Raw genomic sequence first — 12,380 nt, forward strand, 5'->3', positions numbered from 1 at the left:
CAAGCGGTTTTTTGGATAGGACCCTCATCATCCCCGGTATTCAATCGGAGAGCCGGGACCCAGGTCGATCCCGAAGAACATCCACACGATCAACATGATGGTCCACGCAATGGTGAAGACGATGGAGTAAGGCAACATGGTGGAAATGAGGGTTCCAATCCCCGTCTTTTTATCATATTTCTGAGCGAAGGCGATAATAATGGCGAAATACGTCATCAGCGGACAGCAGAAAGCACACCGGAAACCAAGATGACCAACAAGGCGAGGATAGCGATTGGGTGTGGCAGAGCATTTCCCACCCGTTCTATGAAATCCAAAAAACGAGTGAGGAGTCCTTTTCATCCGGTTTCTTCCATTCTCTAATCTCCTTCCTGTATAAAAAGTGAACCATGAAGAGTGCTGCAGACTCCCGTTCGCAAAAAGGCCATCATGAAGCGCCCGGAATAGAAGTCCATCCGGGGAAGCCTGTTCAGACTCCCGAGCAAGTGCTCCTCTTTCTCTGTATGCCGGAAATGTTAGCACTTTCATAAATTTAGACTGCAGAAACACTCCCTCGCTACTATAAATAAAATGAGGATCCTCGTTTCAACCCGAGGGAATGATTGCTTTATCATCGATGATTATGGATTTTTATAAATGATATTCTAATCTGGTCATGAGAGGTTGCCTGTGATACCATCTGTTATACTAGGCGTTCAGGACAGGGGTGCGGCTACACCACGGTCCTAAACGCCTGCCATGGATCCGTCCCCGCCGGGCGGATTTTTTCTTTGCATGAGCCATGGCATGCTCCCAAAGGAAAGGCCATGGACGTTACGGGATTTCTGAAAGAGGAATGGTTCCAATTCGAGTCGAAAGATAAAGAAAGGGCCAGTCGGAAATAAATGAATGAATACCCACTCATTTTGTGTTACAATGTTTCACAAAGGCATATATCCATGACAGCATGGGTGGTGTGAAACCGCTGTCAAATGGATTGGAAAACGAATCGAGGAAAGCGGTCTTTCCCGGAACGTCGTAGATGCGCGATGCAATCTGTACAGAAGGGTGTGAATAGAGTGTCGGTATGGCAATTGGTGAACCTCATCCTGTTTATCGGGGCGTTCGGTTACGCGTTTTATCTGTTCGCCCGTGTCGTGTATGCCCGTTATACCTATGTGAAGCTGGGAAGACAGGCGGATTTCTCTACGGATATGAAGGCGCGCCTTCATGAAGTATTGGTCCAAGTGTTCGGTCAAAAGAAGTTGTTGAAAGACAAAAAAAGCGGCATCATGCACGTGGTGATGTTTTACGGTTTCATCATCATCCAATTTGGTGCGATCGATCTGTTCTACAAAGGGCTGTCTCCGGGGAGTCACCTGCCGCTCCCGGCTTATCCGGCTTTTACTTTCATTCAGGAGCTGACGGTCTTTTCCGTGCTGTTGGCCACCCTATATGCGTTTTACCGTCGTTATGTGGAGAAGTTGGCCCGCCTGAAAAGAGGCTGGAAGGCGGGACTGGTGATCCTTTTCTTGACTTCTCTGATGTTCTCCATCCTGATGAGCACCGCCTTTGAATTGGTGTGGCTGGGAATCGAACCGTCCTGGGCGTTGCCCATCTCTTCTCTGTTGGCCATGCCCTTTGCCTGGATGCCGGAATTGGCGTCGGCTGTGATGTTTTACGTGTTCTGGTGGATGCATGCATTGGTGGTGCTAACCTTTTTGGTCTATGTGCCCCAGTCCAAACACTTTCATTTGCTGGTGGCGCCGCTCAATGTCTTTCTGAAACGGCAGGACCCCCCGTCCAAACTGAAAGCGATCGATTTTGAAGATGAGTCGCTGACGGAATACGGTGTGGGCAAAATCGAACAGTTTGATCAAAATCAGTTGGTCGACCTGTACGCCTGTGTGGAGTGCGGCCGATGCACCAATGTCTGTCCTGCCGCCGGTACCGGCAAGATGCTTTCCCCGATGGATCTGTTGGTCAAGATGCGGGATCATCTGACAGAAAAAGGAGCAGCCATCACTTCCCGCTCCCCCTGGATGCCAGCATATGCGTTCAGCGGGGCTAACGCTGCCACGGAAGTGGCCGCCACCAAAGAAGAGGACGGCTCCTACGATTACCCGGTTCAGTTGATCGGCGATGTGATCACTGAGGAAGAGCTGTGGGCCTGCACCACCTGCCGCAACTGTGAGGATGCCTGTCCCGTCTCCAATGAGCATGTGGACAAAATCATCGACATGCGGCGTCATCTGGTGATGACCCAGGGGAAAATGCCCGCGGAAGCCACCCGTACTTTCCAAAATATCGAGCGGCAGGGGAATCCCTGGGGGATTAGCCGCAAGGATCGGGAAAAGTGGAAGGAAGGGTTGGAAGAAGGGATTGACGCTCCGACAGTGAAGGAGAAGAAGGAATTTGATTATCTCCTGTTTGTCGGCTCCATGGGATCCTATGATAACCGGAGTCAAAAAATCACGTGGGATCTGGTGAAGCTGTTGAACCATGCCGGGGTCTCATTCGCCACCCTGGGCAAGAAGGAGAAAAACTCCGGTGATACCGCCCGCCGTATGGGGAACGAATTTTTATTCCAGCAGCTGGCAATGGACAACATCGCCCTGTTCCAAAAACACAACGTGAAAAAGATTGTGACGGCTGATCCTCACGCCTTCAACGTCTTTAAAAACGAATACCCCGATTTCGGCTTGGAAGATGTGGAAGTCGTTCACCATACGCAATTGTTAGCCGAATTGATCCGGGAAGGCCGTTTGAAGCCGGTCAAAGAGGTGAAGGAGCGGGTCACCTACCATGACTCTTGCTACCTGGGCCGTTACAACGAGGAGTATGATGCACCCCGCTTCATCTTCCGCTCCATTCCGGGCATCGAGTTGGTGGAAATGGAACGCAACCGGGAGAACGGCATGTGCTGCGGAGCCGGGGGCGGCATGATGTGGCTGGAGGAGGATGCCGGTGTGCGGGTCAACACCGCCCGGACCGAGCAGGCTCTCGCCACCAACCCCAGCCTGATCGGCAGCGGCTGCCCTTATTGCTTAACCATGATGAGCGACGGTACCAAGGCCAAGGAAGTAGAAGAAAGTGTGAAGACGATGGACGTGGCCGAAGTGTTGTCCCTCTCCATCGATTTTGCCGACAAACCGGCCCCGGTTGCCGACGGCGTGCATTAAAGATTAAAGAAAAAGGAAACCCGCGGTAAAAACCGCGGGTTTTTTGTCGTTTTGGAGTATAGTCACATTTTATTGTTTTTTTAAAGCCAGGTGTGAAAACGGCGGCTCCGTGGTATAAAGTAAGGACTTTACATAATGGAAGGAGGAATCATTGTGGGCCTGCCGCGGAAACTGGGGGATACCGTCACATTGAACAACGGCGTTGAAATACCCTGGGTGGGATTGGGAGTGTGGAAGGTAAAGCAGGGCGGCGAGGTGGAGGAGGCTGTCCAAACGGCGATCCGCTGCGGATACCGCAGCATCGACACCGCCAAGATATATGGGAACGAAGAGGGGGTTGGCCGGGGGATCCGGGCAGCCGGTGTTCCCCGGGAGGAACTGTTCATCACCACCAAAGTGTGGAACGATGACCAGGGGTATGATAAGACTCTGAACGCCATCGATGAAAGCCTCGCCCGTCTGGGACTGGACTATGTGGATCTGTATCTGATTCATTGGCCGGGGAAAGACCGGTACGTCGATACCTGGCGCGCCCTGGAAAAAATTCAGCAGGAGGGCAAAGCCCGGGCCATCGGTGTTTGCAATTTCAACATTCACCATCTGGAGGAGCTACTCCGGCGTACGGATACCATTCCCGCTGTGAATCAGGTGGAATACCATCCCCGTCTGGCCCAGAAAGAACTGCTGGCTTTTTGCCGGGACAAAGGGATTCAGCTGGAAGCCTGGAGCCCGCTGATGCAGGGAGCGATCTTGGATGAACCCGTGATCAAAAAGGTTGCGGAACGGCACGGGAAAAATCCGGCTCAGGTGGTGTTGCGCTGGGACTTGCAAAACGGGGTGGTTACCATCCCCAAATCGGTCAAGGAACACCGGATTCGGTCCAATGCGGATCTGTTTGACTTTGAACTTTCCCGCAATGAGATGGATCAGATCGACGCTCTCAACCAAAATCGCCGTGTCGGGCCGGACCCCGACGAATTGCTTTTCTAAACGATCCATCTCCTGAAAATATACCAAACCGGACAGATGATTCTGTCCGGTTTTTTGGTGTCTGGAATCATGCCGAATAGAAATACAGGTTTTAAAACATGGGCTGAAATCGAGGCGAAAAAGGCTGGTTTTTGTGTCGAATCACGTCGAAAAAGATGAAAGTTTTAAAACACTGAATAAGTATTCATTTTTTTGTCTGTCTATGTTAGGATGTGCCTGCAAGAAAAACCAAATTTAAGGAGTGATGAGTTTTGAGAAAAGCTGTCTCTGTATTTACTGCATTCGCACTTCTCATGACACTCGTGGTCCATCCATCTCTGGCAAGTGCAACACAGACACCAAAGGATCAAAGTTATAAGGACGTTCTTCTGGACAATATAGGGAATTACTATTCAGAAGAGATTCCCGAAATCACTGATTTGGTTTTTATCACTCAGACAGAGGAAAAACTGGAATACACGTATACCAAGGATAACAAACAGTATAAAAACGTTGAATTTTTTAACGAGGATGGTACAGAGGTAACAAGTCATATTTACGAGAAAAATCAAAGTGCCAACGGGTATGAGAAGAAGGATCACCTTGTCATTTCATTGAATACAGAGGAAAGTAAGGTCACAACAGTGTCAAAAATGACTAATGAAAGCACTGTGTTGGATCTCGGAGAAGATGTAACAGAAGTAAAGGAAGATGGATTGATAGATATCGCGGCATGGAAGTATAAAAGTACGAGCTACGGGTCCAATAAACCACAAAAATGGACTGTGGCGTATATAGGGATAGTTATATCTTACATTACAAAATTACCGGTTACAGCAAGATTGGTCACAAGTCTGGCAGCTGCCGCATACGGTTTTAAGACAGACACTATTTATTACAAAACAGTTACCTATCTAAAAACAGGTCGTCCTAAATTGAACCCTTGTATGAAAAGGGTAAGTAATTTATACGCAAACAAGAAAAGAACTAAGGTCATAAAAACTGGTGTCGTTTCATATACAGGAAGAAGCCGTTGTCCTTAATTCGGTAAAACTTACCCTCCCTCATATGTGCAAGATAGAGGGAGGTTAGTGTTTTTACCACTTGTTGTTTAATCTAAAAGGGTTTACTATTTTATTGATACCTTTAAAGGGAGAGGATACAAGTTGAAAATACTAGAATTTATCGTAAATACTTTGCTTGCATTGGGATGTTTACTGGCGTTCGCTTATGGAGGCGTGTTTTTTCTATATTGGTCTATCGTAATTGTAGTGTTTGTCTGTTTTCACATCTATAAAAATTGGGACTCCCGTCGTCATAGGTATTTATACTTCTCGCTCCTCATTTTTACGTTACTGTGGTTTGACATCTTATACGGTGGGCCCTTATCACAACTACTTAACATTTAATAATAAAGGATAAGGCCAAGGCTTTGGCTTATAGATAAATAAAAGCCCCGCCAAACATCGGGGCACGCCGGACGGGGATAATACCAGAAACCCTGTCCGGTTTTTTTGATGATAACCAGGGATCCCGGTGGGGAGTATGCGGCATCGGTCGGTCAGCCGGTTTTCCTGATCCTGTCATACACCTCCAGTGCTTTCGTTACCACTTGGGGATCGATGCCTGCGACGTCATGGATCTGTTTCGGCCAGTGGGTAGCGGTGGATGGGGAATCAAGCCGGACCAGCCCGCGGGAGGTGGAGAGGACGGCCTTGTTTCCGTCCCACTCCCACAAAGCCGTCTCTTTCTCCCAAGGGATCCGGATTTCCAGAAGGGGACGCTTCTTCAGGTGATCCTGGGACCATGCACAGGCCCGGGAAAATGTATCCCGATCAACCGGGCACAGGTTATAGGTTTGATCACTTTTCTTGCCGCCATGGCGATGATAGCACACGGTAAGTGCATTTCCGTTTCGGGAGAGGGAAACAGACGCTCCTGGAAAAAGACCGGCTGTCGGTTTCCGGGGGAAAGCCTCATGCTCCGCATCTACCGGCACCGGCTGGATCCATTGGTCCCCCAGGTCGCATAACCATTCGGCTCCAACCCTATCCTTGGCTAAGACAGCGGCATGGGCGCGGGAGGTAAACCATCCGTGTCCCACGGGTTCAGCCTCCACTCCCGCTTCCTGCAGTGCGTACAGCAGCCACAGAGTGAGATCGTAACAGTTTCCCGATGTCCCCAGGGACTTCCGGTGGGATTCCATCATCGTCACACTTCGTTGCCGCATCCCTTTCGGTGCTTGGGTCATCCACCAGGCTTTGGTCAAAGTCTCCATCGGATGATGGTCAAATGTTCGCCAAACGGCCTCGATTTCCTCAGAGGATCGCATTTTTTCGTCTCTTCCTCTCTCAGATCCGTTTGATCTTTTATCATTTGCGCTATGAATTCGGCTCCTTCCTCTCTTTCAGGTTGGCGTAACGGAAGGGGTGATGCAAGTCGTATAGGTAGTCTAATTCATTTGGAAAACCATGAAAAAAAGTGATCCCCGTAGCCTGGAGACAACCAAGGGGTCACTTTTCGTGTGAAATAAACCTAGTGCCCCTTCTACCAATATCGATCGTGTTTACGTGGAGGGAGGCTTGGTTTTCCGGCGGAGTCGACTCTGCCACGCATGGAGCGAAGACGGAAAACCAAGCCGACCGACTTGTCCGCGTAAAGGCCAAGAAAAACAGATCGAAGTTACCTGAAGGGGCACTAGATCACACTCTCGGGTTGTTCTTCGTGGGGAAACAAGCCGTGAATGTCGATATGGATGGATCTAACTGATAATCCCGCTCCCCGTAATCTCCACCTTCACTTTTGAATGAAATCGGACTTTGGGATAGTCCCGTGACCACTTCTTTTTCTTCCATACCTCGGGATGGTAGGCGATCAGCTGTCTGCCGACGCCAAAGGCGTCGCAGCGGGCTTTCTGCATTTTCCGGATCATGTTTTCCGCCTTTTTGGTCAGGGCTTTGGACAGGGCTTCGTTCAGCCGTTCCACCTCTTTTTCATCGTCCAGATTGTTGGGAGGATACTCGGGAACGGCCACGTCCAGATCCAGTTCGATCGTGGCATCGATTTCCCCGTCCGGCCGGACCTTCACCTTCAATTGGTGTTTTGCCTTTGCCACGTCGATGGTGATATAGTTGGCCGGATTGGACGATTTGCCGGGATTCACTTTTTCAGTGAACCGGGCAACCGTCCCCTCTTTTCCCATACCGAGTAAATACAGGGTGCTCTCTTCGGTATCGAGGGTACCGGTGAAACGGTGGCCATGGAACATCGCCGACCGGTCGGCGATGATTTCATCGCCTTTTTTCTCGATGTAGGGCAGGATAAAGTCACGTCCCGGGTCCAGCATGATCGGGCGGATCGATTCCAGGCTCTCCTCTGGGACGATACTCAACTCCTCCTTGCTCTTCACATGTTGGAACAGAAATTCTCCGATCAGTAAGTTCCCCGCCTTTTTCATCCGCAGGATGTCGGCCCCTTTTCCGCCCACCACAACCAACTTGGCGTAAATCGGATCTTTCGGATCCCGGTAGAGAACGTCGAGATAAGGGTAGATATCCGTTTTGGCCAAAGACTTTCCCATTAGAACAACTTGCGCTTTATAAACGCGGTAACTGCCGGCGATTTTTTTTTCCAAAGATCGAGTGGAGTCCCTTGAAGTATCTCCGATGGCAGAATGGACTTCACTAATGGGTTCCCCCTGTTCCGCTTGCGGCATATCCCGGATGACAACGGTTTGCATCAGCTTTCCCCCGGGCGCACGATCAAAGGCCAAAGCGGTCATCAAGCGGGCGTCTTTGAGTAGATCCTGGTCCCAGCACCCCGGAAGCAATAGAAGAATCGAGGTGATCATCAACCAGCAGATCCCTTTTCTCACAACGTTCGTTCTCCTTTCTTTTTCCAGAGGATGGCCAGCAGCAATAGCAGCAAGGGCAACCCCCCGATGAAGACATACGTGACCTTGTCGACCATCTTGCTCAAGGTGTCGACATCTGCCGGAGTTTGGGGGATAAGAGCGATGGCGGAGCAGATCAAAGCGGCGTAGAGGACCGCCTTTTTGTGATTTCCGCGGTGGAAGAGATAGCCTAACCCGTTGGCGCTGGCATAGATGTAACTGATGATGGAGGCGGCCACATTGGGAAACCACATGGCCAGGAAGATCAGATCGGCACGGTCCACTACCGGGACTTGAAAGGTCTTTAACATGAACAGAACGGGTTCGGGGGTCAGAGCGATTTCTTCCGGTGCAAAAAAGATGAGGCAGGAAATCGTCACATAGGCGTAAAAGAGGGTGACCAAGCCGACCGCCGATGAGGCGGCCTTCCACTTTCCCCCGTCCTTCCCTTCCACGAAGGGGTAAACCACCAGCAGCATCTCAAAGCCGTACATCGCCGTTACCGCTTCCCTGGCACCTTTCACAATATTTCCCCACCCCGCTTCCTGAACGGGGAGAAAATAATTAAAGTAGTCGACTTTTGGATAACCGTAAGAGATTAAAAAGAAAAACACGGGAATGAGCAGAGAGACCAGTACATAAAAACGGACGATTGTTCTTATGTTTTCCCGGGCGAGGTAAACGGCCGTCACTGCCACCAGAGCCACCAGAGCCCAGCGGGGGGTGTCCGTCAGCATCCATTTGTTGATGATTCCGACCGCCCTTACCAAAACGGTTCCTCCGACTACTAAAAAAAAAGCAATATAAGCCAGTGCGATCGCTTTCCCCAGAAAGCGGCCCGTGATCCGGGAAGCAAAATCAAACACGGTCGAGGAGGGAAAACGGCGCAACAGCGCCCACATCACCAGGATGATCAATTGCGCGGCGATTCCCGCGATCAAGACGGAAATCCATCCTCCTCCCTTGGCCACGGATTGGACGTCGTGGGCCAGGGAGAGGATGCCGGTTCCGATTTGCGTCTGTAGGATAAAAAAGGTGAGTTGTCCCTGGGTGATTCTACTCTGTTCCCGGATCACTGTGCTTCCATCCCCTTGAGTAGGCTTCCTGTTTCATTCGCTGCGGGTGCGAATCGTGGGGGCGTTGGTTCATTTTCCAAATCGGTGCTCGCAGGAAGGCATCCTTCATGTCCTTTAATCGAAGGGGAGCCAAGGGGGCGAGATAGGGCGTGCCGAAGGATTTCAATTTGCACAGATGAATGAAGATAATCATTAAACCAAAACTGATTCCGATGTAACCGAAGGTGGCTGCGGCGAACATCAAAGGGAACCGCAGCAAGCGGGTTGCCGAACTCATCTCGTGGGAGGGTACGAGAAAGGAAGAAATGGCCGTCAGGGCGACTACGATGATCATCGTATAGGAGACCAGGCCCGCCTGCACGATGGCTTCGCCGATGACCAGACCGCCGACGATGCCGATGGTCTGGCCAACGCGGCTGGGAAGGCGGACCCCGGCTTCCCGGAGCAGCTCAAAGATCAATTCCATCAGCATCGCTTCGAGCAAAGGCGGAAAGGGAACCTGCTCCAATGTGTCTTTAATGGTAAAAATCAATTCGATCGGCAAGATTTCAGGATGAAACGAAATCGTAGCAATATACAGAGCCGGCAAGTGAGTCGTGATCATAAAGCTCATGAACCGGAGCACCCGTATAAAGGAGCCGATCAGCCAGCGGCTGTTGTAATCATCCGGTGCTTGGTAAAACGCGTACAGGGTGACCGGCACAATCAAAGCTGTCGGGTCTTCCTCCGCGAGAAGCGCCACCCTTCCCTCCATCAGGTTGGATACCGTTCGGTCCGGCCGTTCCGTATTCAAGTGTTGGGGAAAGGGGGAGTAGGGATTATCCTCGGTAAACTCCTGAATGAAACCCGGTGACAGCACTGCATCGGAAGAGACGGACTGAATTCTCCTCTCGACTTCCTCGACCAAGTCCGGGTTGGTCAGATCCCGCATGTACACGATGGCGATTTTCGTTTTGGTCACTCTGCCCACTTCGATAAAACGGACAGTCAAATGAGGACTCTCGATCCGTTTTCGGATGCTGTACAGGTTGACGGTCAATTGTTCTACAAACCCGTTATGGGGTCCGCGGATGACGCTTTCGTTTTCCGGTTCGCTTAGGTTCCGCTTGTGGACAACAGCGGTGCTTAAGACAAAAAACTCCCGGTTTCCATCCAGGATCAATACCGATTCGCCTGCAACGACAGCTTCTACGGCGTTCGCCAAATTTCGTTCCTTCTGGATATCCACGGAGAGGAGGGTCTCTTCCAAATCGCCTTCCTGTTGTCGAATCAGCGGCTGCAACACTTCCCGACGGATCAAATTGGTGTCCGTCAAGGACTCGATGTATAAGATGACCCCTTCCTGGTCGTTGAAGCGGATCGTTCTTTTTTTCAGTTCCTCACTGTGAAAAAGCATTTCTTCGATATACGCAATATTCTTTTGCAGAGAGGAATCGAGTTCCACTTCTTTTTGAGCAATCGATCGCTTTTTACGCTTTAGAGGAAGGGGACGCTTCCCTTTTTTAAACACGTCCTCCTCACCCCTTTCATCCCTGGTTTCTCTTAATATGACCTCATGAGATCGGTGTATACGGAGCCTGCTGCATGAACACCTGTTGACCCATTTTTCGTCTATACAAATGGTTACGTTTAAGATGAAAAGTAATATCGCACTATTTCGTACTTTTACAAGTCGAGGAAAAACATTGTCAACATAGAAGAAACCAAGTAATCTAACTATTGAAGGCGTTTTCACATGGACCAAAACCGAACGAGCGCTCAGTTGGAATCTAGGCCAAACTTGATGGAGGTGCATTAGGATGTCGGAAACCGTTGTATTGGGAGGGGCGCGAACCCCTTTTGCAAAGTTTGGAGGCGCGTTGAAGGATGTTCCGGCGGTGGAATTGGGTGGAACCGCCATCCGGGGTGCGTTGGAAAATGCCGGTGTGCCCGCGGACCAAGTGGAACACGTGCTTATGGGTATGGTGCTTCAGGGGGGAGTCGGTCAGATTCCGTCACGCCAAGCGTCCCGTCGGGCGGGTCTCTCCTGGGAAGTGGGATCGGAGACGATCAACAAAGTGTGCGCTTCCGGGCTGCGCAGTGCCACAATGGCTGATCAGATCATCCGGGCGGGAGACGGCGAGGTTATTGTGGCGGGAGGGATGGAGAGTATGTCCCAAGCTCCCTATATCCTACCGAGCGGTCGTTGGGGTCAGCGGATGGGAGACGGCAAGATGGTGGATTTGATGATCCATGACGGGTTATGGTGTGCCTTTGACGGTGTGCACATGGTCGTCCATGGAAGCAATGTTGCCGCTGAACACCGAGTTTCCAGAGAAGAGCAGGACCGTTGGGCCCTTCGCAGCCACGAGCGGGCGATCGCTGCCATCGAAGCCGGGAAACTGGCGGAAGAGATCGTACCCGTAACAGTGAAGACCCGCAAAGGAGAAACGGTGGTGGATACGGATGAAGCCCCGCGCAAGGACACCACTTATGAGAGATTGAGCGGACTGAAGCCGGTCTTTCTCCAGGATGGTTCCGTTACGGCGGGCAACGCTCCCGGTGTCAACGATGGCGCCAGCGCATTGGTATTGTCTTCCGCAGCCAAGGCGAAAGAGCTGGGTGTGGATCCCGTAGCCCGCATCCTGGGACATGCGGCGGTGGCGATGGAAGCGAAACACTTCCCCATCACCCCGGCCTATGCAATCCAAAAGCTGTTGAAACAGCAGGGTTTGGAGCTGTCTGAGATTGACCGGTTTGAAGTAAACGAGGCATTTGCCGCTGTCGCTTTGGCCAATGGGAAAATCCTCGGTTGGGATGAAGAGAAAGTGAATGTGAACGGGGGAGCCGTCGCCTTAGGCCATCCCATCGGTGCCAGTGGTTCCCGAATCCTGCTCACGCTGATTCAGGAGCTGCGCCGCCGCGGCGGCGGACTGGGCATCGCCGCCATCTGCAGCGGTGCAGCCCAAGGGGATGCCGTGTTGGTTCGGGTGGATTAAGGTGTATCTGGTCATACCGACTGCCTCCTGTACTCGGATGTCTCTGGTAATTCGATTTTACGAGAGGATCGGTGTGGTCGGCGAAGAGCCTTTGCGCTTTTTGCAAGAGCTCGAAGGCGATTACACCGGGCCGGGCAAACGCCTAACGGATTGTTCACACACGCTCTAGAATCGGTTTAATAGGATGGAGAGAAACCACGAACGGACCGGGGGCGGGGAGACCGTTACCATAAAAATAGAGCGGGCTTTTTTCGTCCCCAAAGAGAGAGTACTGGAGCGGGGCGGTCGGATTCGATCCATAGGA

The 12,380-nt window shown here is 51.2% G+C and carries 8 protein-coding genes and 1 pseudogene; 4 read left to right on the plus strand and 5 right to left on the minus strand.

Annotation, left to right across the window (positions count from 1 at the left end):
• Positions 1-27 precede the first annotated feature (27 nt).
• Positions 28-222, minus strand: a pseudogene (locus JOE21_RS07045) (AbgT family transporter); the annotation flags it as partial.
• A gap of 806 nt (positions 223-1,028) precedes the next feature.
• Here JOE21_RS07045 and JOE21_RS07050 point away from each other — a divergent pair.
• The 3 genes from JOE21_RS07050 to JOE21_RS07060 all read left to right on the plus strand — a co-directional run bounded on the left by JOE21_RS07050 (position 1,029) and on the right by JOE21_RS07060 (position 5,173).
• On the plus strand, positions 1,029-3,161 hold the full coding sequence (locus tag JOE21_RS07050) for a (Fe-S)-binding protein (protein WP_309864187.1): 2,133 nt from the start codon (positions 1,029-1,031) through the stop codon (positions 3,159-3,161).
• Positions 3,162-3,320: 159 nt separating this feature from the next.
• Positions 3,321-4,151: an aldo/keto reductase gene (locus tag JOE21_RS07055; RefSeq protein ID WP_309864961.1), complete on the plus strand. Its 831-nt coding sequence runs from the start codon at positions 3,321-3,323 to the stop codon at positions 4,149-4,151.
• A gap of 251 nt (positions 4,152-4,402) precedes the next feature.
• Positions 4,403-5,173 (plus strand): hypothetical protein, encoded by a 771-nt coding sequence (locus JOE21_RS07060; RefSeq protein WP_309864190.1) that lies wholly within the window; start codon positions 4,403-4,405, stop codon positions 5,171-5,173.
• Positions 5,174-5,691: 518 nt separating this feature from the next.
• On the opposite strand, the gene JOE21_RS07065 is transcribed toward JOE21_RS07060, so the two are convergent.
• The 4 genes from JOE21_RS07065 to JOE21_RS07080 all read right to left on the minus strand — a co-directional run bounded on the left by JOE21_RS07065 (position 5,692) and on the right by JOE21_RS07080 (position 10,494).
• Positions 5,692-6,462, minus strand: coding sequence for a hypothetical protein (locus JOE21_RS07065; protein ID WP_309864193.1), 771 nt, complete (start codon positions 6,460-6,462; stop codon positions 5,692-5,694).
• A 429-nt stretch (positions 6,463-6,891) separates the two neighbouring features.
• A complete protein-coding gene (locus JOE21_RS07070; RefSeq protein ID WP_309864195.1) occupies positions 6,892-8,004 on the minus strand; it encodes a Ger(x)C family spore germination protein in 1,113 nt (370 codons plus the stop codon).
• On the minus strand, positions 8,001-9,098 hold the full coding sequence (locus JOE21_RS07075) for a GerAB/ArcD/ProY family transporter (RefSeq protein WP_309864197.1): 1,098 nt from the start codon (positions 9,096-9,098) through the stop codon (positions 8,001-8,003). Before JOE21_RS07075 ends, JOE21_RS07070 begins: the two co-directional genes overlap by 4 nt.
• Positions 9,079-10,494, minus strand: a complete 1,416-nt coding sequence (locus JOE21_RS07080) for a spore germination protein (RefSeq protein WP_309864963.1) — start codon at positions 10,492-10,494, stop codon at positions 9,079-9,081. The genes JOE21_RS07075 and JOE21_RS07080 overlap by 20 nt, the downstream gene beginning before the upstream one ends.
• Before the next feature lie 403 nt (positions 10,495-10,897).
• On the opposite strand from JOE21_RS07080, the gene mmgA reads away from it, so the two are divergent.
• The gene (gene mmgA, locus JOE21_RS07085) at positions 10,898-12,076 is read left to right on the plus strand and encodes an acetyl-CoA C-acetyltransferase (RefSeq protein ID WP_309864199.1); all 1,179 of its coding nucleotides are present in this window, start codon (positions 10,898-10,900) and stop codon (positions 12,074-12,076) included.
• Positions 12,077-12,380 lie beyond the last annotated feature (304 nt).

Origin of the sequence: Desmospora profundinema, assembly GCF_031454155.1 — a bacterium.
In the GTDB taxonomy this organism is placed as follows: Bacteria; Bacillota; Bacilli; order Thermoactinomycetales; family DSM-45169; genus Desmospora; species Desmospora profundinema.

What these genes read in the sequence shown, in the direction of transcription:
- JOE21_RS07080 (WP_309864963.1), bottom strand. Translation starts at nt 10,494, where the DNA reads ATGCTTTTTCACAGTGAGGAACTGAAAAAAAGAACGATCCGCTTCAAC.
- mmgA (WP_309864199.1), top strand. Translation starts at nt 10,898, where the DNA reads ATGTCGGAAACCGTTGTATTGGGAGGGGCGCGAACCCCTTTTGCAAAG.
- JOE21_RS07050 (WP_309864187.1), top strand. Translation starts at nt 1,029, where the DNA reads ATGCAATCTGTACAGAAGGGTGTGAATAGAGTGTCGGTATGGCAATTG.
- JOE21_RS07065 (WP_309864193.1), bottom strand. Translation starts at nt 6,462, where the DNA reads ATGCGATCCTCTGAGGAAATCGAGGCCGTTTGGCGAACATTTGACCAT.